Source organism: Asaia sp. Ae19-3, from assembly GCF_059801175.1.
The window spans coordinates 2,927,207-2,946,422 of record NZ_JBCHWF010000001.1; the positions used below are offsets into that span (position 1 = coordinate 2,927,207).

At 58.1% G+C, this 19,216-nt stretch carries 21 protein-coding genes and 1 tRNA gene; 13 read left to right on the forward strand and 9 right to left on the reverse strand.

Going from position 1 to position 19,216, the window contains the following annotated elements:
- Positions 1-383: 383 nt before the first annotated feature.
- Positions 384-2,714: a beta strand repeat-containing protein gene (locus AAID99_RS12860; RefSeq protein ID WP_188427480.1), complete on the forward strand. Its 2,331-nt coding sequence runs from the start codon at positions 384-386 to the stop codon at positions 2,712-2,714.
- 214 nt (positions 2,715-2,928) lie between these two features.
- On the opposite strand, the gene AAID99_RS12865 is transcribed toward AAID99_RS12860, so the two are convergent.
- A complete protein-coding gene (locus AAID99_RS12865) occupies positions 2,929-3,054 on the reverse strand; it encodes a DUF6691 family protein (protein WP_371869892.1) in 126 nt (41 codons plus the stop codon).
- Positions 3,005-3,334, reverse strand: coding sequence for a DUF6691 family protein (locus AAID99_RS12870; protein ID WP_188427481.1), 330 nt, complete (start codon positions 3,332-3,334; stop codon positions 3,005-3,007). Before AAID99_RS12870 ends, AAID99_RS12865 begins: the two co-directional genes overlap by 50 nt.
- A gap of 38 nt (positions 3,335-3,372) precedes the next feature.
- Here AAID99_RS12870 and AAID99_RS12875 point away from each other — a divergent pair, with 38 nt between their 5' ends.
- A complete protein-coding gene (locus tag AAID99_RS12875; RefSeq protein WP_188427482.1) occupies positions 3,373-3,984 on the forward strand; it encodes a hypothetical protein in 612 nt (203 codons plus the stop codon).
- A gap of 254 nt (positions 3,985-4,238) precedes the next feature.
- On the opposite strand, the gene AAID99_RS12880 is transcribed toward AAID99_RS12875, so the two are convergent.
- The 4 genes from AAID99_RS12880 to AAID99_RS12895 all read right to left on the reverse strand — a co-directional run bounded on the left by AAID99_RS12880 (position 4,239) and on the right by AAID99_RS12895 (position 6,076).
- Positions 4,239-4,329 (reverse strand) — tRNA-Ser (locus tag AAID99_RS12880).
- A gap of 17 nt (positions 4,330-4,346) precedes the next feature.
- Positions 4,347-4,991 (reverse strand): phosphoribosylanthranilate isomerase, encoded by a 645-nt coding sequence (locus tag AAID99_RS12885; RefSeq protein WP_188427510.1) that lies wholly within the window; start codon positions 4,989-4,991, stop codon positions 4,347-4,349.
- Positions 4,988-5,692 carry an orotidine-5'-phosphate decarboxylase gene (pyrF, locus tag AAID99_RS12890; RefSeq protein ID WP_188427511.1) on the reverse strand — a complete coding sequence of 235 codons (705 nt, stop codon included), beginning with the start codon at positions 5,690-5,692 and terminating at the stop codon, positions 4,988-4,990. The genes AAID99_RS12885 and pyrF overlap by 4 nt, the downstream gene beginning before the upstream one ends.
- Positions 5,693-5,734: 42 nt before the next feature.
- A complete protein-coding gene (locus AAID99_RS12895; RefSeq protein WP_188427512.1) occupies positions 5,735-6,076 on the reverse strand; it encodes a LapA family protein in 342 nt (113 codons plus the stop codon).
- Positions 6,077-6,256: 180 nt separating this feature from the next.
- Between AAID99_RS12895 and AAID99_RS12900 the strand changes: the two genes are divergently transcribed.
- From AAID99_RS12900 to AAID99_RS12925, 6 genes are all read left to right on the forward strand, one after another.
- Positions 6,257-6,547: a hypothetical protein gene (locus AAID99_RS12900; protein ID WP_188427513.1), complete on the forward strand. Its 291-nt coding sequence runs from the start codon at positions 6,257-6,259 to the stop codon at positions 6,545-6,547.
- A gap of 154 nt (positions 6,548-6,701) precedes the next feature.
- The gene (locus AAID99_RS12905) at positions 6,702-7,202 is read left to right on the forward strand and encodes a protein-export chaperone SecB (RefSeq protein ID WP_188427514.1); all 501 of its coding nucleotides are present in this window, start codon (positions 6,702-6,704) and stop codon (positions 7,200-7,202) included.
- A gap of 18 nt (positions 7,203-7,220) precedes the next feature.
- Positions 7,221-10,208, forward strand: a complete 2,988-nt coding sequence (locus AAID99_RS12910) for a glycosyltransferase family protein (RefSeq protein ID WP_188427515.1) — start codon at positions 7,221-7,223, stop codon at positions 10,206-10,208.
- Positions 10,201-11,592, forward strand: a complete 1,392-nt coding sequence (locus AAID99_RS12915) for a M20/M25/M40 family metallo-hydrolase (protein WP_371869893.1) — start codon at positions 10,201-10,203, stop codon at positions 11,590-11,592. The genes AAID99_RS12910 and AAID99_RS12915 overlap by 8 nt, the downstream gene beginning before the upstream one ends.
- A 33-nt stretch (positions 11,593-11,625) precedes the next feature.
- The gene (pdxA, locus tag AAID99_RS12920) at positions 11,626-12,609 is read left to right on the forward strand and encodes a 4-hydroxythreonine-4-phosphate dehydrogenase PdxA (protein ID WP_498494302.1); all 984 of its coding nucleotides are present in this window, start codon (positions 11,626-11,628) and stop codon (positions 12,607-12,609) included.
- Positions 12,606-13,337 (forward strand): pyridoxine 5'-phosphate synthase, encoded by a 732-nt coding sequence (locus AAID99_RS12925; RefSeq protein ID WP_188427517.1) that lies wholly within the window; start codon positions 12,606-12,608, stop codon positions 13,335-13,337. Before pdxA ends, AAID99_RS12925 begins: the two co-directional genes overlap by 4 nt.
- Here AAID99_RS12925 and AAID99_RS12930 read toward each other — a convergent pair.
- The gene (locus tag AAID99_RS12930) at positions 13,318-13,908 is read right to left on the reverse strand and encodes a hypothetical protein (protein WP_188427518.1); all 591 of its coding nucleotides are present in this window, start codon (positions 13,906-13,908) and stop codon (positions 13,318-13,320) included. The genes AAID99_RS12925 and AAID99_RS12930 overlap by 20 nt on opposite strands.
- Before the next feature lie 111 nt (positions 13,909-14,019).
- Positions 14,020-14,499, reverse strand: coding sequence for a hypothetical protein (locus tag AAID99_RS12935; protein WP_188427519.1), 480 nt, complete (start codon positions 14,497-14,499; stop codon positions 14,020-14,022).
- Positions 14,500-14,661: 162 nt separating this feature from the next.
- Here AAID99_RS12935 and AAID99_RS12940 point away from each other — a divergent pair, with 162 nt between their 5' ends.
- Together AAID99_RS12940 and AAID99_RS12945 are read left to right on the forward strand one after the other, a co-directional pair.
- Positions 14,662-14,886, forward strand: coding sequence for a DUF3126 family protein (locus AAID99_RS12940; protein ID WP_188427520.1), 225 nt, complete (start codon positions 14,662-14,664; stop codon positions 14,884-14,886).
- Between the two features lie 214 nt (positions 14,887-15,100).
- Positions 15,101-16,249, forward strand: a complete 1,149-nt coding sequence (locus tag AAID99_RS12945) for a glycosyltransferase family 2 protein (protein ID WP_188427521.1) — start codon at positions 15,101-15,103, stop codon at positions 16,247-16,249.
- Between the two features lie 28 nt (positions 16,250-16,277).
- On the opposite strand, the gene AAID99_RS12950 is transcribed toward AAID99_RS12945, so the two are convergent.
- Positions 16,278-16,853 carry a DUF2939 domain-containing protein gene (locus AAID99_RS12950; RefSeq protein WP_498494078.1) on the reverse strand — a complete coding sequence of 192 codons (576 nt, stop codon included), beginning with the start codon at positions 16,851-16,853 and terminating at the stop codon, positions 16,278-16,280.
- Between the two features lie 210 nt (positions 16,854-17,063).
- On the opposite strand from AAID99_RS12950, the gene AAID99_RS12955 reads away from it, so the two are divergent.
- The 3 genes from AAID99_RS12955 to AAID99_RS12965 are packed head-to-tail and all read left to right on the forward strand — an operon-like array spanning position 17,064 to position 19,214.
- Complete coding sequence (locus AAID99_RS12955; RefSeq protein WP_188427523.1) at positions 17,064-17,840, forward strand: HesA/MoeB/ThiF family protein; 777 nt, start codon at positions 17,064-17,066, stop codon at positions 17,838-17,840.
- Between the two features lie 2 nt (positions 17,841-17,842).
- Positions 17,843-18,217 (forward strand): DsrE family protein, encoded by a 375-nt coding sequence (locus tag AAID99_RS12960; protein ID WP_498494080.1) that lies wholly within the window; start codon positions 17,843-17,845, stop codon positions 18,215-18,217.
- A gap of 49 nt (positions 18,218-18,266) precedes the next feature.
- On the forward strand, positions 18,267-19,214 hold the full coding sequence (locus AAID99_RS12965) for an SH3 domain-containing protein (protein WP_498494081.1): 948 nt from the start codon (positions 18,267-18,269) through the stop codon (positions 19,212-19,214).
- The last annotated feature ends 2 nt before the right edge of the window (positions 19,215-19,216 follow it).

Below are 19,216 nucleotides of genomic sequence, written 5' to 3' on the forward strand. Positions count from 1 at the left end.
TATTACAGATGACGGTTGTTGGGATATTTGTTGACGAAGTTTGACAACTATGGCTGCGGTATACATAATAAAATCGCAAAATTCATTTTTGCGTGAGGTTTTTTTCGAAATTTCTCTTTAATCTCTTATTTCTATACAAGATAGTATTGAGAAATCTTTGAAATATCGTTGTTGTATTGGCATGTAAATTATCATCACATTCCAGTGATCATTTTGTTTGCAAATTAAGGTATTTTAAAGACACAAATAGCAAACTAGCGTGAGTTTGAAGCGTGTATGTCACATATAGCTGATAGAAAGTCGGATTAACGATGAGCACCAGTAACCAACAGACACTGACTGATGTCTATACTGACCCTAGTGTAGACGGCCCCAATCTTATCATGAATACTCAGCAGGTCGTGAATGGTGCCATCGTTTATAATGACGAATTGTCCGATCTTGATGGGGGGAGTTCGCCTGACTGGGCTATTATCCAGTGGAACGGTGCAACGGCACTTGATCCGTCTGCCGGGGACGACAGCCAGGTATGGGACGACAATTTCGGTTATTCTGTCGGTCACTGGACCCAGGGCTCTTCCACCTCGGTAGCTGGCAAGACGAGCTATAACGTATTTCGTGACCCGGATAATGGGCATTACATCTATCAGCTCGCTGCACAGGGTGGGAAGCTGCTGGATGTTCAGCTTTCGGCCGTAAAGGCGGTAGACGGGCAATACTCTTTCAATCACCAGCTGACCGCGACTTTCAATCAGGGTATCAGCAACTACTCAGGCACGACCGGTACCTATCAGGCTGGTATCAATTTCACGATTAATTTTCATAGCGCGACAATGAATTTCGGGCTGTTCCTGCAGTTTGAGACCGTCGATTACAAGGGTGTTCCGCAGACCTATGTCAGCCTGCCCAAGTCTCTCGGTGGTTCAATCTATAATGTCTCGGGCTCGCAGGCAGCCTATATCAATCCCAATGATCCCTCCAATAACGGGGTCATGTACCAGACCACAATCGATCTGAACCAGGGTTTGATGGCAGCCATCAAGGCAATGGTGGGTTTATATCCCAGCCTGGCGAGCCAGTTGCAGGACCTGAGTAACTGGTATCTGAGTGGAACCTATATCGGCGTCGAGTCAACGGGTACCGGTCTCTCGACCGACGTGACCGGAAATTACAACGTCGAAGACCCGACCATTACCTACGATACCTCGAAGACGGTCAGCTATGCCGATCAGTCGAATACCGCCCCCATCGTCTCGATGACGCCGGAAGAAGGCACCGGCAGCACCACAACAGCAACAAAATCAGAGGTCAGCATGCCCAATCTCGTCGTCAAAGGTGTCAACAACACTGTCTATGTTCCCTATGTGACCTCGGATACTGCCGGTGCGATGGCCAAGAGCTATGCATCCAGCCTGCAGTCACTGATCGCTGCCGGGTCTCTCGACAATTCCATCCTGACGACGGGTTCGAACAGCTTCGTGTCTTCCCAGAAAGCGTCTCAGGCGATCGTGGACACGGCTGGCTCTTACGGGGTTTCCGGAAACTACTCGAATATCGTGATTGCCTCGACGAGCAGCAATACACTTGGTGGTGCGGTCACGCTCGATACGACCCAGAACACAGCCAGCTATCTGAATATCGTTGCAGCTGATCAGTATGGCTCGACCGTGAAGGTGGGCAACAGCTCAGGCAGCTACGCAGGTACGCAGGGCAATAACGTCTTCAATGCCTCCAACTCGACTGGCAACTGGAACATCGCCACGAGCTCAGGCAACGATACGATTTACGGTGCGAGCGGGACCAATACGATCACGGGCGGCACCGGTAACAACGTGATCTATCTCGGTGGATCGAATAACTTCGTCACCTCTGTTGGCACGGACACCATTTACGGCGCAGCTGGCGCGATTGATACAGTCTCCCTGCAGGGAGGCAATTCGGTTGCCAATCTGAAGACCAATGCTGCTGTCATGGATTTCTCTTCGGGCAATAACATCACAATTGGCGATAACAGTTCGGTTTATGGCGGAACGTCGTCAGTCGTGAATGTGAGCTCCGGCTCGGCAACGGTGACGGGTACGCAGGGCGACACCATCTCGGCTGCAGGTAATCTGCAGGTCGTTCATGGTAGCAATCAGAATATCAGCGTCTCTGGGGCACTGACTTTCATCTCGGGTACGGGCCAGACCTCGATTGCTGCGGGCAGCGGCACGATTTTCGGCGCAGATGGATTGGTGGCTACCCTCAGCTCGGCTTCTCGTCTGCTTTTCACGGCGAACCAGCCTTATACAACCGGCAACCAGATGATCGACGGGCGCAATGTTGCAGGGGGGCTTTCTGCCTGGACTGGCGCAGGCCAGCAGACTGTTCTTGGCGGAACGGCTTCGGATCAGTTCTATTTCGGAACGGCCTTTACGGGGGTTTCGTCCTCAACGGTTGCCGCAACGGTGACTGGTGGATCGGGCGCAGGCAATATGTTTGGTATGCTGGCCAACCATACGGCAGGCAGTTTCACGATCACTGACTTCCGGGCAGCAGATAACAAGTTCTTCCTGTATAATTACAAGCCTTCCAGCAGCGACGCCGCGGCCCAGAATATTCTGAATACTGCTACCGTGTCTGGCGGTAATACGTCGGTCATGATTGATGGTACGGCCAAGATTACATTCCTGGGTGTAACCGATCTGAAGGTGTCTGATTTCACTATCAGCTAAACCATGTGCTGAGACAGAGCCCGCCAGCCCGCAGGCCTGGCGGGGCCACAGGTAACTGGGTTTGCGGGGAAGCGGGGGCATGATCGTATCCCCGCTTTCTACGTGCAGACAATCAATCGCGCTGTTGTAGAAAGCTTCTCAGGCGCAAATGCGCCTTGCCTACCCGCGCTCTTGTCCTGGCGTGCTATGAAAGCAGCGATGTGTTGCGTCGTGCTCATCTCCGTCGCGACCATCGGGAAAATGCGGCCATTCCCGCAAGGAGCGCTGCCAGGAAAACGAGCCCTTTCGCGTTACCTGTCAGAAGGGCTGCGACAGCAGGGCCGGGGCAGAAACCGACCAGACCCCAAGCCCAGTCCGAACAGCATGCTGCCGATGATGAGGTTGCGATCGATCGTTTTTGTCGTCGGAAACTGGAACGGCGCATCCAGCAAGGGGCGCCTCATGTAACGGCTTATCTGAACGCCGCCTAATGCCATAGCAAACGCGCCAGCGAGAACAAAAACGAGTGCGGGTTTCCACTCGCCTCGGAGATCCAGAAATGCCGCCACAGAAGCCGGATCGATCATTTTCCCTTCAATAAGTTCCAGGCTGAAAATCGTGCCACAGGCGAAGCTGGCCAAATGAATGAGCTTCATGGTCGTGTGCTGCCTGTGAGGAGATGGGAGAGCGTGGCCGTGAGCATCCCCGTGGCGAGAAAGCAGGCGAGGGATGGGATGTTCGCAATGAGGTGCCGCACATTGACTTCGAAACAATTCTGCACACAAGCTTCAGGGCAATCTTTGAGCAAAATCAGAGGTATTCGAAAATGAGAAAAATCCTCGCTATTTTTACTATTTCTCTTATGCCAGCTATGGCTTTTGCCGGCTCACTTCCTGGTGATACCAATAGTCCAGCGGATAGGGCCGTGAAGAGCGCTATTGATGCGGGTAAGATTATCCCGTGTGATAGCCCTGGTGGAAGTTGTCAGGGCAGGGAAATGAATTACAGGGTCTTTTATGGCCCCGACAAGACTACTGCTGTTGCATGGGTCTTTGGCTTTCCAACAGAAGGTACTGTTCACCTTGGACAGTATGCGGAATTCAAGGACTATGGTGGCTGGAAGCTGGTGAAGGTCTTCCAGAAGCCTTATGCAGATGCTCCAGCACCAGAAGATAAGGATGTAAAATTCTTGTCTGCATCAAAAGTGAAGGTCACTTACCATTTCAAAAAAGACAGTGACCCGAATTGTTGCGCTACAGGGCTTGGAACCACCGTTCTGAATCTTCAGTGAGACCAAAGCAGGGAAGTAAATCTTCCCCAACATATATTAATCAGTACAAAAAGAAGATTATTATACACACGTAATTTTTGTAAAAATTGAATATTTTCTTCTGGAATCTGGCATTGGTTAGCCGAGACACGAATGCGGACATACCATATGTGATGCCGTCTAATCATGCCGGGAGCCTGCAAAATCTGAGGTCCCTAGGGTAGCACTGAGATGTGCCACAAAGTGGGAACCTAAAATTTTTACTGTAAAGGCACTGGCGGAGAGAGTGGGATTCGAACCCACGGTACGCTATTAACGTACACACGCTTTCCAAGCGTGCGCCTTAAGCCGCTCGGCCATCTCTCCAGCGCGGGCGGACCATATCAGTTTCTGTCTGGCGCGCAAGTGCTTCTGGCATTTTTGATGAAGTTTCGGATCATGGCGGGAGATTTGCATCCCGGCGCCGTTTCCACGCCTGACGAAACATCCACAGCAGGGGCGTGGCTGGCGGCGATCGCCTGGGCGATATTGTCCGGGTTCAGGCCACCCGCAAGCATCCAGGGCAAGGGGGCGTGCCAGTTCCGGAGCAGGGCCCAGTCGAGGCTGATCCCGTTGCCGCCGGGGCGTGATGCATTGCCGGGCGCGCGCGGCTCTATCACATAACCGTCGAGATCCGCGTCTTTCGGAAGATCATCCCGACTTTCGACAGCACAGGACAGCCATACCGGCAGACCGAAACGGGCTTTGATAGCGCGCGCGCGCTCCGGCGTGTCGTATAGCTGCAGGATATCGAGTTTGACCGTCGCAAGCGTTTCGGCAATCTGCGCATCACTGGCCTTGACGAAAAGACCGACAATCCTGGGGAGAGCGCCTTCGTGCGAGGCGATCAGCTCTGCAGCGTCTGTTGGAGTCACAAACCGTGGTGACCGCTCGAAAAACACGAAGCCAATCCAGTCGGCTGTGGCGTCGCAGGCTGCCTTCAGCCCCGCACCATCAGTCAGCCCACAGATCTTGACCCCAGTCTTCATGCGGCGGCGAGTTCTGCCTGAATGGCCGCAGCCGCCGTAGCAGGATCGGCCGCCTGGGTGATCGGACGCCCGACCACAATCCAGTCTGCGCCGGCCTGCGCGGCCTGGCGCGGGGTCATGATGCGCTTCTGATCATTCGCGTCAGACCCTGCGGGGCGTATGCCCGGCACGACCAGAACAGGCGCTTCACCAAGCGCGTCGCGGAGCGGGGCAATTTCCTCGGCTGAACAGACCAATCCGTCTGCGCCTGCGGTCATGGCCAGGCGCCCGAGACGCACAACCTGCTCGCGCGGCGTCGTGGGAACACCGATTTCGCGCAGCCCCGCTTCGTCGATGCTCGTGAGTACCGTCACGGCAAGAAGGATAGGGCGATGCAGGGGCGGATAGGCAGCGTCAATCGCCTGACGCGCCGCACGGATCATGGCAGAGCCGCCGCTGGCGTGGATGGTCAGCAGGGAGGCACCGATCGGCGCGAGGCTGGTTAGGCCCTTGGCAACCGTATTGGGAATGTCATGAAGTTTGAGGTCAAGAAACAGCGTGCGCTCGCCCGCTACACTGCGCACGGCAGAGAGACCCTGTGCGTAGGTAAATTCCATACCCAGCTTGATGGCATCGACCGTGCCGTCGAGTTTTTCTGCCCAGTCACGTGCCTGGTCGAGATCCTGTGTGTCGAGGGCGGCGATCAGGCGGGTGCGCTTCATGGTCTCTCTTACTTGAACGGATGTGGTGATGGAAAAGTAAAATCAGGGAGCAACGGGCGTCGTGGCTGGGGCTTCATAGGGGGCACGGCTGGGGTCGGTTGCCACGGTCAGGCGGTCGATGCGCTGATGCAGGTCAAGCACCTGGCTTTCGAGCGCACGCACCTGCTGCTCGGCCTTTCTGGCGCGTGAGCGCTGCTTGATCTCGCCGATGAACATCACGAAGCCGCCCAGAAGGAAGCTGGCAGCGCCGACGCCAAGAACCAGCATGCCGACCGAAAACTGCCAGCCATAGGAAACCACCCAAAGCGATTGCGGGTCGGGGTTGCTCAAAGCAAAGGTAATGAGAACGACAAGAAAAACGACGATAACGAGTAAGCGCACCATCGGAAAGACCTCACTTCAACGGGTTATCGGCGCAAGAATTTCGAGCCGTAGACTGATCGTATCGCCTTACCCCGGGTTCCGATAAGCGGCAAGGTTTGTTGCTTTTTCTTGACGCTGGGTTCCGAGACGTGATCCGTTCATGGTCATTTCCGCCCCGTGATCAGGGAGGTCGTGCCCCTCATGTCGCAGCTTCTGATGTTCCGACCGCCTCTGCCCAATGCCGATCGGCTCTGGGCCGTCATTGCCTGGCAGGGGCGTCGCAGCCGTATTGCCAATGTACATGCCAGCCACGAGGCCGCCGAGGCCGATTGTGCCTGGCGTAGTCGGCAGGTGCATGAATACAGACACTTCCTTGTATCCGAGCAGAAGGCGCCTTTGCGCTATGAATTGAGGCAGATCGCGCGGGCCGAAATACCCAAAAGCTGGTCTCCTCTGCCTGCGCTGGGTTTTCTGCGTGGGGCCGGTTTCTGACGGTTGATGACCGCCCTGTATTAAATGATGAGCGTGATCGTCGTTTTGCCTGCTTTGGCTGGTCTTGTCCGGCAAGTCATGACACAAGCATTGGCGCTGTATGCTTTCGATCCGAAAGCATCGCTATGAAAAGATATCGAGGGAACGAGATTTCATGTCGGAACAGGAAGACACGGGCAAGGCCGGCCGCTCGGATCGGGTTGCACTGGAAACATTGCTCGTCTCCGGCACGCAATACCTGAAATCCTCCAGCATTGCTTCTGTCGGGGCTCCGGAGGTGTTCTATAATCTGCCTCCTCGTCCCCATGTGGGGCTGCGTATCGACGTCAATGCCCGGCAACTAGGCGAGGATCAGCCGAATTTCGAGGTCAGCCTTGTCATCCAGGGCATTGGTTATCGCACGCCGCCTATGCCGGAAATGCCCGAGCCTGAAATTCTCTATAAAATCGATCTGACCTATTCGGGTCTCTTCGCTCTGCAGAATGCCCGTCAGGACATGATCGAGACGCTGCTGCTCGTCGAGGCACCACGCCAGCTTTTCCCGTCTGCGCGTCATCTTCTTCTGAACCTGATCCGCGAGTCCGGTTTTCCGGTTGCCAATATCCAGCCCGTCGATTTCAACGCCCTTATGCAAAGCCGACGGGCAAAGTCCTGACGCATCGAGGCCGGTAAGATGACCGTGATATCAGAGACCTTGAGTGCGCTCGGACCGGGTGAAGAGCGCGAGACCCGTACACCGCTCTGGGCCGTTTTCGACCCTGTCTGGTATCGGGCACGCTACGGCCAGGCCGTGCTCGACATGATGGGTGCCCTGCCTGACGATCGCGGTCTTTTTGAATTCTGGCAGCGTGACGGCGCGCGCTATGCGCAGTCGCCGAACCGGTATTTCGACGAAATCTGGTACCGGCGGGTCAATCATGATGTCGAGACTGGCATCAGGATGGGTGTGTTCGAGTCCGGCTTCCAGCATTACTGCGAGACGGGTCACAGGGGACGCTCCTGTCACTGGCTTTTTTCGGAAAGCGACTATTTCCATCTCAATCCCGACCTGACGCCCGCCCTGGTGCGGGAAATGGGATACAGCAACGGCTACGATCATTATCTGGAAGAAGGGCAGCTTGAGCGACGCGTCAGCATGCCCTTCTTCGTGCCGGACATGCTGCGCGCGGAGTTGTTCCAGCAGCGCCTGCCATTCGACCCCCAGATGGGGGAATTCACGCGCCTGATCCTTTCGCAGGATCTCAACACGTCGCGTTGCTCCTGGTATTTCGATCCGGTCTGGTATCTGGCGCAGTATGAAGATGTGGCGGCGAAGATCGAGAGCGGTGAATATGTGTCGCCGCTTCATCATTATCTGTCCAATGAAACGCCAACGCATTTCAGCCCCAATGCCGCTTTCAATGAAGGCGAATATCTTGAGCGCTATCCCGATGTGAACGACCAGGTGCGCGCCCGCTCACTCCGTAACGGGTATGACCATTTTGTCCGTTACGGTCTGTTTGAGGGGCGGAGCCCGGCAGATGGCATTTCCCTGCCATGCACAGTGCTCAACGGATATGTGCCAACATGGCGTAGCATCTGCGACAACGCCTTTATCGACCTCGTGAAAAACGGGATGGCGCCTGTTGAGGTGCCATCAGAGAGCGAGCCCGCGCTTCGACAGCTCGCCCATCTTCAGGCATTGCGCGCCGATACCCTCATCCCGCTTCTGTCACGCTCGCCGCTCGACTTCCGTTATGTCGGCACACCGGATCTGAGTGTCCTCATTTCGCCTGCGGCCAGCTTTCTCGCGGTGCTGCAGACTCTGGCGTCGCTGCATGAGGGTAATCGCGGAACGATGCAGGTCGTCCTGCTCGATCGGGGCGCGAGGGACGAAACCGCCGAGATCGGACGTTATGCCTATGGTGTCGAGCGCGTAACCTTTGCGTCTCACTCCCTGCAGGACGGATGGCAGCGTGCCGTGCCTCAGCTGGCTGCTGCGCGTGTGCTGCTGATCGAGGCCGGATGCCATCTTTTTTATGGCTCGCTGGATGCAGCATTGGCGCGCCTTGATCAGGACGGTGCAATTGCTGTTGCGCCGCAGGGCCTTGGTCTTGATCTGCGGGTTGCCGAGGCAGGGCTTTCTGTCGCGCGTGACGGCAGTTGTTCGGCCTATGGTGCCGGCAAGGATGCGTTTGCGCCTGAAGTCGATTTCGTTCGGCCCTGCGATACGGTCGGAGGGGGGGCGCTGCTCTGCTATACTGACGCGCTGCGCAACCTGCCGTCTCATCGCCCGGAATTGCAGACTCTGCGCCAGCGAGAGTCCATCTGGGCGGCACTCGGGTTGAGCCTGCGTCAGGCGGCACCGGCAGGGCGTCTCTATTACGACCCGTCTTTTGTCGTGCGCCTGCCTGATCGTGAAGGCGTCCTGTCTTCGGTCACGGCAAGAGAGGCTCTGGTTCTGCGCAGGTATTTTGCCGAGATTCTGCGCGGCAATCTGCCTCAGGCGCCGCAGAACGCCGAAATTCTGCATCGCTCGTCGCGTTGGGGCGATCGTATTCTGCTGCTGACCCGTGATGGTGCGCCAGAGAAGATGTCGCAAAGGCTACGGCTGAGGGCATTGAGCGAAAGCTTCGTTGACCTTGGTCTTCAGGTCACACTCTTTGTTCTGACGAAAGAGGGGGAGGCCCGGTCGTACCTGAGGCAGGAGATGCCGGAATCCGTCGAATTCCGCACAGGCTCGGTCGACGCTCTTGGAAGCCTGATCGAGCAGCGTGTCCGCGGGTTCGACCGGATCTGGATCTGTGGTGGCCATACCTTGAATACGGTCTTTCCGCTTCTGAGCGACAAGGCGGGATTGCTGCCGGAAGAGCGGGTGACGCTTGATCTGCGCGAGGTCGAGGCTTTCGAGCGCGAGAATGATCTGCACATTCCCGGCAGGAAGCTTGTTGTCGATGACCCCGCCTTGCAGGAGCAGCTTCTTGCCGAAGAGCTTGCCCATGCCTGGTTCTGCCAGGATATCGTGGTCCAGAATGACGGCCAGGCGGCTTTGCTGCGCGAGGCCGGGCTCGTCGGTCTGACCATTCTCGGCGATGAGGTTACCGTACAGCCTGAAGGCAGCCCGATTGGGCGCGACTTTGGGGACAGGCACGATCTTTTATTCGCGGCCCAGCCTGCTACGGCGCCGGGATATACGCAGAGTTTTCTCAAATGGTTCGTGCGTGAGGTGTTACTGCGCCTTGAAGGGCGGTTATCAGAGCCCGTAAGGCTCATTGTCGCCAATGGATCACTGCAATCGTTCGATCTGTCGATGATGACCCATTATCGGCAGATAGCACCGCTCGTGGCAGGGCAGCTGCCTTTTGCCGAACTGGCCTCGACCTGTCGTGTCCTGATCGCGCCTGATGAAGGCAGCGGTCAGATTGCGCTGCAACGCATCGAGGCGGCTTCCTGCGGATTGCCCTGCGTCGCAGAAGGAGGAAATCTGCAGGAGCCTCTGAACGTCGAACGCGATGCCGGACGGTTTGCAGATGCGATCGTCAGTCTCTATCAGAGTGAGGAGACGTGGCGTCAGGCGTCCGAGGCGGCAATGAGCCAGGCAGCCCGGATGAGGGCTGTCTATCGCCGGACCCTCGCCCGTCTCGTTGGGCAGAGTGTGGTAAAGGAGAGTGCGGGTGACTGAAAGCACGGAAACGGTACTGGCGCGGGTCGATCAGGATCTCGACAAGAGCCTCGAGCGGCTGTTTGCCTTGCTGCGCATTCCCAGCATTTCGGCTCAGCCCAGACATGCCGGTGACTGCCGCAAGGCAGCGGAATGGGTGCGTGACGAACTTACGGCGCTCGGTTTTGCAGCAAGTCTGCGCGAAACGCCTGGCCACCCGATGGTCGTCGGGCATGATGAAAGCCCGGCAGAGGGGCTCCATGTCCTGTTTTATGGCCATTATGATGTGCAGCCGACCGATCCGCTTTCGCTCTGGAAGAGCGATCCGTTCGAGCCGTCGATCACGACCGAGGCCGATGGTCGCAGAATTGTCGTGGCGCGCGGCGCCTCTGATGACAAGGGCCAGTTGCTGACCTTCATTGAGGCCTGCCGGGCCTGGAAGGCCGTGCACGGCACGTTGCCCGTCCGGGTCTCTATCCTGATCGAGGGGGAAGAAGAGAGCGGCGGCGCCAATCTCATGCCTTTCCTCAAGGCCAATGCAACGGAACTCAAGGCCGATGTGGCCCTGATCTGTGATACAGGCATGCCCGATCGCAAGACGCCCGCCATCACCACGAGCCTGCGCGGCCTTGTTGGGGAAGAGGTCGAGATCGTCTGTGCAACGCATGATCTGCATTCGGGCATGTTCGGCAATGCAGCACGCAACCCCATCGAGCTGCTTTGCAAGGCGCTGGGTAGCGTACGCGACGATTCCGGCCATGTGACCCTGCCTGGGTTCTACGACAATGTCGTTGTGCCATCCGACACGGTGCGGGCGCAGTGGCGCGCGATCTTTCCGGATGACTCCGCAACGCTGGCTCCTGTCGGGTTGTCGCAGCCTGCGGGCGAGGCCGGGTTTACAGCTATCGAGCAGATCTGGGCGCGCCCGAGCTACGAGATCAACGGTATATCAGGCGGCTATGAGGGCGACGGGTTCAAGACTGTTCTTCCCGCCAAAGCCATGGCCAAGGTGTCGTTCCGACTTGTGCCGGGGCAGGATCCCGAGGCCATTCGCGCCGCTTTTCGTGCCCATATCCGCGCTGTTCTGCCCGCTGATGCCAAGGTGAGCTTCACCGAGCATGGCGCATCGACCGGCTTTGCTGTGCCGGAAGATGGCCCTCTTCTGCGCACTGCGCTCGATGCGTTGGGTGAGGAATGGGGGGTGCCAGCCGTTTCCATTGGCTGCGGCGGTTCGATTCCGGTCGTGGCCGAGGTGAAGGAGGCGCTCGATATGGACTCGCTTCTGGTCGGTTTTGCGCAGGATGACGACCGTATTCACTCGCCCAACGAGCAATATGGAGTGGAATCCTTCCATAAGGGCATTCGTTCCTGGGTGAGAATTCTGGACGCGTTTTCCCGCCGGTAAGTTCCGGTTTCGACGTGTATGAGGGGCGTCATGCTGCCTGCACTCACCATGGGCGATCCCGCCGGGATCGGCCCTGAACTGACGGTTCTGGCTTGGAAAGCCCTGCGAGAGCAGGGTGAGGCCTTTCTTTGGGTCGGTGATCCTGCCCTGCTTGCGCCGCATGTGCCGGTACAGATCGTGCAGAATGCCCATGAGGCTTCGGCTGTGTTTGCAGAAGCGCTTCCCGTTCTGCCGATCACCCTTCCGGTTCCTGTCGTGCCAGGTCAGCCGGACGGGGCACTGGCAGGTGCGATTATCGCCTCGATTGAGACAGCCACGAAGCTTGCCCTTTCAGGGGTGGTATCGGCTGTCGTTACCAACCCCATCAGCAAGATCGTGCTCAAGGAAGCGGGCTTCGGCTTTCCCGGCCATACGGAGTTTCTGGCATCGCTATGCGGTGTGCCGGGCGAGGAAATCATGATGCTTGCCTCGCCACGTCTGCGCGTGGTGCCGGTTACGGTGCATGTGAGCCTGCGTGAGGCGCTGAACAGCCTTTCGAGCGAGCGGATCGTACAGGTAGGACGTGCACTGGCTGTTGCGCTGAAACGCGATTTCGGCATGGAGGCGCCGCGTATCGCCGTGGCCGGTCTCAACCCTCATGCGGGTGAGGGCGGCGTCATGGGGTTTGAAGAGCGCGACATGATCCAGCCTGCAATCGACGTACTGCGTGATGAGGGGATCGACGCGACCGGCCCTTATCCACCAGACACGCTTTTTACCGATCTGGCGCGGCCTCTCTATGATGCCGCCCTGTGCATGTATCATGATCAGGCCCTGATTCCATTGAAGACACTGGACATGGCGACCGGGGTGAATGTGACGCTCGGCCTGCCGATCATTCGCACATCGCCCGATCACGGCACGGCTTTTTCGATCGCGGGCAAGGGTGTTGCCGATCCGGCCAGCTTGCTCGCGGCGCTGCGTATGGCGCGCGAATTGGGCGCCCGGCGCGCCATGAACAAGGGAAAGACATCATGATCCGACTGGGTGTGAATATCGATCATGTCGCGACCGTGCGTAACGCGCGTGGTGGCACCCATCCCGACCCGGTAGCAGCAGCCCTTTTGGCGGCACGTCATGGCGCCGATGGCATTACGGCGCATCTACGTGAAGACAGACGGCATATTCGCGATGAGGATATGGCGCGGCTGCGCGAAGGGCTTTCAGTGCCCCTGAACTTCGAAATGGCGGCGACGGAGGAGATGGTGACGAAAGCCTGCGCGCTTCGCCCACATGCCTGCTGTCTGGTGCCTGAGCGCCGAGAGGAAGTGACGACGGAAGGCGGGCTGGATGTGGTCGGTCAGCAGGCCGATCTGCAGGTAAAAATTGCCCGTCTGAGAGAGGCTGGTATCCGCGTCTCCCTGTTCATCGACCCTGATCCTGCCCAGATCGAGGCGGCTGCGCGTATCGGGGGGCAGGTTGTCGAGCTACATACAGGGGCCTACGCGCACAACCCGGACGAGACGGAACTCGCGCGTCTCTATGATGGCGCTCAGGCTGCGCAGGCACGTGGGCTTGAGCTCCATGCCGGCCACGGGCTGACCTACGCCAATGTGGGGCGTGTCGCCGGACTGCCCGGGCTGCGCGAGCTCAATATCGGACATTTCCTGATCGGGGAGGCGCTGTTTGTGGGCCTGCCCGTGGCAATCTCGCGCATGAAGCAGGAGATTGCTACGGGCGCCCTTTTCAAGGCCTTGGGACGATAACCGGCTTGGTGTCGTCGGTATAATTGGGCACCGTCTCGGCGGATTGCTTGTTATAGGTGGCAGCGGTGCTCTGATTGGGGGCACGCGGTGAATGGAAGGCGGAAACCGGACCAAACGGCCCGCCGCTGACCTTGCGCATGCTGGCCTCGGGCTGGCGGGCGCAGCCACGGGTAATGATCGAGCAGATGCCGTCAGACCCGATTATCTCATCGTCATCGCCCGCATAATGCACCTCAGAGACGCGCTCATGATCGAGGCGAATGATGGCTGTGCAGGTCGTGCCAGCACCGCCCAGCGTAACCTGGGTCATGTTCAGGATCTGCTGAACCGGAATGATGGTTGAATCACTCGCGGTCGGCAGATTCATTTTCGACGTGTATTGATAGATCTGCGTCGTATCGTTGAGCACCTTGGTGGAACTCGGAATGCCGGCACAAGCCTGCAGATCGTTCGATGTCATGCCGATCATCGCGATCTGGGCCCGATGGGCTTCACGTGAGTCGAAATAGCCGCAGCCGGAGAGGCTCAAAAGCGCAATGGCGCCTGAAGCGATACGCAGGGTGGAAGGCAAAGAAATTCCTCAACGCGAAGAGTGTCACAGATTCGTGATTTCGAATTTATGACAAAAACAGCCCGAAACTGAAGAAGTTCTCTGTGCCTTTTCTAAAAGATCGTTTCAATCTCAGGAATGTAACCGTAACGCCCTGAGACAATCCTCGCGTTGCAGGGCATAGACGATGTCATGTGTCGCCAGCAGGGCGGGCTGAAGCTGGTGCTTCCAGCGGGCTTCGCCTGCGCCGCAGATAGCCCGGCCCGAATAGGGGCTGTGGGAAACGGGGGAGAGGGCTGCAAGCCCCGCAAGCGTGTCTTTCTGCAGACGCTCCCTCAGCGCCTGCTGCATGGAAGCTTTTTCATATTTGGGCGTGTAATCGAGCAGCGCACGCAGCGTCGCCGAACTCAGTGCCGGGTCATTGGTCGCAACATCGCTGACGACACGCGACCAGTTATGATCCAGCGTCAGTCGCCAAGCGACAGCACGCGGACCATCGCTCGAGATCTGACGCGACAGGGCGGCACTGAAATGCGACGGGGCCGCCCCCGCGAAGGCGATTTCCATCGGTGCCACTACGAGAGCAGCAAGGGCCAGCAGAAAGCGAAGCATGATTCTCCCACAGGCAATCTTTCTGAAGCTCGAAGGCTGCGAAGGAATCATGGCAGCAGAATGGCCGATTTTTTGCGAAAAGTGCAGGCATCCTAAAGGAGGTTTCGCAGGGAGGCAGGATGCTCTACAGATCGCTCCAGCTTTCAAAATCCAGGAGTGATCATGGCCACTATCCCTGCTTCAGAGCTGACCCGTCTGCAAACGACGCTGCGTCGCCTGCTCGGCTCACCCAAGCTGACCGTCAACCCGCCGGCACGCGCCGGTCACACGGTTGAACTGGCTGTCAATGACGAGGTCATTGGTACGGTTCATCGCGATGATGACGAGGGCGAGGTCTCCTACGCCATCCACATCACGGTGCTTGAAGAAGATCTTCCCCCGGCCTGATGACCGTTGCTGAAGGGGCGCTTTCTGTACCAGCCGTTGCAGGCCGATGCAGCAGATGCCCGTTTCGGCCTGTCTGAACTGCGAGCTTTCCCCGTCACCCCACGCCTGGATGGGGCTGGCAGGGAACAGCCTGAGGCGCCGTCATGGCAATCGTGACTTCCGGCGCTGTAAAAAGCGCCGGATTGCGGTCGGCGTGAACAGGGAGAACGCCTTAATGAGCAAGGCCCCAGACGCGAAAACCGGCACAAAGGCTGTTTCTGCCAGAAAATCGTCAGGCAGAGCGGCCCCGGCGAAGGCCCCGACCCGACCTGCAACAGCAGAAGATCGCAAAACCGTTGCGGTAATCATCCCGTTCTATAATGGCGCCCGCTACGTAGAGCGCGCCATACGCAGCGTTCTGGCCCAGACAGTGAAGGCCGACGAGTTTCTTATCGTCGATGACGGGTCTTCTGAAGAAGAATCTTCCCGCTTGCAGGCCATTGCTGCGCGCTATGATGTGAGCGTGCATCATAAGGAAAACGGCGGACAAGGGAGCGCCCGTAATCTTGGCGTGTCTCTGACGCAAGCAGCCTTTATCTGTTTTCTCGATCAGGATGACTTCTTTCTCAAGAACCATATCGAGCTGCTTCTGGGGCATATTCCCAAGAACGACCCGCATTTCGGCTGGGCTTATGGCGACTTGATGGAGGCGGACGGAGACGGCTATATCATCGCCACCTCGATTGTTACCCGACACAGCAAACACCCGAAATACTCGATCGAGGATCTGATCGAGCGCGATATGCATATCCTGCCTTCAGCGTCGATCATTGGCCGCGAGGCGTTTGAAGCGGTCGGAGGGTTCGATCAGCAATTCATGGGTTATGAGGATGACGATCTCTTCCTCAGGCTGTTTCGTGCCGGCTTCACGAGTTACTTTTTTCCGCAGGCCGTTACGGTCTGGTGCATCAACAAGAACAGCACGTCCTACAGCATTCGCATGAGTCGCAGCCGGATGTTGTACATCCACAAATTATGCAGACTTTTTGCCTCAGATCCCGAGCGGCGTGCGATCTATGTGCGCGACCTTCTTTTTCCCCGGTTCAGCAATCTGATTGCGGGAGAGGCCTTCAAGTCGATCTATTTTGCGCGTTACGAGCATGAGATCAGAATGGCGCAGCATCGCGATGAACTGATCGGCATGTTTGATGAGTTCGTGGGCGTCATGTTCAGCCATACGCGTCTGCGCATTGAGGATCGTGTACGTTTGCGCCTGCTCCAGCTTTGCCTGCACTCGAAGTCACGCAATGTGCTGGTACTGCCTTACACTATTGCCAGAGTGATGCACCGGTTTGGTCTGGGGTCCACGCGCCGCAAGCTCTGAGGAGGCAGCGCATTTGACCGCAGGGAAATCAGATGGCTTTCGGAATATCGAAGCCGGTGATTTTCCAGCGCCATTGTTCGAACTTCATGTGCACGATCGTCGGTCTCTGGCCGGGCGCGGTCACCAGACCGGCTTCAAAGCGCAAGGGCGAGACAAAATGGGCCGATAGGCGGGCGTAAAGCTGTCTCAGACTAGAAACAGGAGCCGCTCGGGGGGTGTCGACCATCTGCGACGCCATGGTCATCAGCAATTCCGGTGTCAGCCGCGTATCAATGGCGTGAGAGACGGCATTGCTGGCAAAGGACGAGCCGAAATCCGGGAGGTCGTCTGCTGCTGGCGGCGGCCCGATCAAAGCGCCAATCGCTTCGGCCTTTAGATTGGTGCTTAGCGCGCTCCAGTCGATATGCTGTGAGAGAGTGATTGTGTCGTGGCTGCGCAGCGCCGAGGAGAGAGACCAGAGCGCGAGATAGGGGGAAAGAGCGTAGATGCAGGCCAGCGCGACAAAAAGGGCCCCCATGATATGGGGCATACGCTTGAATGAGGGCCACGTCAGGCGCTCCGAGAACGCTGCAACTTCGTAGGGGACTCCGGCGGGGTCTCTCATGGCGTTTCTCTTAATACTGGCAAAAGGGACATGAACGCACGACCACCGTGCGTCTTAATCGATCAAGCCGGCAACAAGCGTCGTTCCGGATGGCAGAAGCCTCTGTTTTCTTCGATGAACGGTACTATGTTATGGGAGTGGACAGGCTTTTGTCATCTAAATCCCGAGAGCCAACGAAGTTTTCTCTGAGAGTCGGATTTCCTTTGCATCATGTCGCCCGATTTGCCTGATCTGACCTTCACCGATGATGCCCTGAGCCGTTATTCGCGGCATATTCTGCTGCCGGAAATAGGGGCGCTGGGGCAGGCACGTCTTCGCGACTCGTCTGTTCTGATCATTGGGGCTGGTGGGCTCGGCAGCCCGGTCGGGCTTTATCTCGCCGCTGCGGGTGTCGGGCGGATCGGTATTGTTGATGACGATCATGTCGAGCTGAGCAATCTGCAGCGTCAGATCCTGTTTGAAACCGGCGATGTCGGTCAGGGCAAGGCCGATCGCGCCGTCTCGCGTCTTTCTGCGCTCAACCCGGAAATCGAGATTGTACCCCACCCTGAGCGGGTGACTGAAGAGAACCTGCCGGATCTCGTCAGGGCCTATGACCTTGTCTGTGACGGCAGTGATAATTTCCCGACACGCTATGCTGTGGCCGATTGCTGCTGGGCATTGGGAAAGACACTCGTCTCCGGGGCTGTGCAGCGTTTCGACGGAACACTTTCGACCTTTGTGCCCGGTCGGGGTCGCCCCTGCTATCGCTGTTTGATGCCGGATGCAGAACAGAGTGAGGCTTTGAGCTGCGGCCAGGCAGGAATCTTCGGTGCCGTCACCGGGGTTATCGGCTCGCTGATGGCGATTGAGGCGCTGAAGGAGCTGCTTTCCCTCGGGCAGGGGCTGAGTGGCCGTGTCTTGGTCTGGAGCGCACTCAATGCGTCGTTTCGGAGCTTCGATCTGCCGCCGGACCCTGAATGCGCCTGTTGCGGAGGGGAGCGCTGACGATGCGCGTGATGGGAATCATTCTGGCCGATCGCTCTTTCGAACGGGCTCATCACGCGTTTGTGCTCGCTGCGGGAGCGCTGGCTCTCGGGCGCGATGTCGTCCTGTTTGCCGGGGGCTTGAGCGTCGAGGCGCTGCGCCAGGACTGGTCTGCACTGGAGGGTGTGGCGCTCGATACACGGTTCCAGGAGAAGGGGATCGCAGGGTTCGAAACCCTGCGATCCGCCGTTTTCGAGCTTGGCGGCGAGGTTCTGGCCTGCGAGGCCGGGATGAAGGCTGCCGGTCTGACTGTTGAGGATCTCTGTGCCGGGACGCGTATCTGTGGTGTGACAAGCTTTCTGGAGCGCACAGCTGACGCTCAGATTTTGAGCCTGTAGCGCGGTCGCCCTCTTGCCCGAAGCGCCACAACTTGGCACCCATGCACCCATGAAGACATTCCGCATCGTCTACGGCATCGGGCTGACGATTCTGCTGCCGTTCGGCGCGCTGGCAGAAGCGGCGCCACAGACGACAAAACACCCTGCACATCACCATAAACATGCAACCTCTTCTGCCGCTTCGGCCAAGGCTGCGGCGGCTGAGACAGGCGCCCATCACAAGAAGGCGGCCGGCAGGAAGCATAAATCTGCCCATGCCAGCGAAGGGACACGCGTCGCGAAGTCTCACGCCACTGGCAAGCATCATGCCCGTGCCGCTGTCGCAGCAGCAGGTGTTGCGGCTGGTGCGGCTGCGGTTGCAGCGCAGCCTGTGCCGCCTTCTGCCGATGATGCCGCCGCAGCGGCTGCCGCACCCGACGCGCCCCCGCAGGACAAGGGGACCAATACAGGCCTGCCGCTGCCCCGCTTTGCCGCGATGCGTGCAGACAAGGTCTTTATGCGCAAGGGGCCGGGACAGCGCTATCCGATCGAGTGGGTCTATCACCGCCGCGGGCTGCCTGTTGAGGTGGAGCGCGAGTTCGACGTCTGGCGTCTGATTGAAGACTCGGATGGCATGAAAGGCTGGGTGCATCAGGCAACGCTGGTCGGCCAGCGTACCTTCGTCATTCCCGGTCAGCCGCCTGAGGGTCATGCTGCGGCTGTGGGCGAGGCCTCGGCCAAATCGGGCGATGTGATCGGCAAGGCCGATGCGCGTGTGCTGGGCTATGTGCCTGGCGAAAGCGAGGCGCGCCAGCGTCAGGGCGATACGCTGCTTTACAGCCAGTCTGATGAAAACAGTGCCATCGTCGCCGTCCTGCAGCCGGGAGCCGTGGGGACGCTCAAGCTGTGCCCTCAGGGTTCGACATGGTGCAAGGTGGTGGTCAAGGGGTATACGGGATGGCTTCCCAGACGTGTGTTCTGGGGGCTGTTGCCAGGAGAGACGCTTCAGCCTAGCTGAGG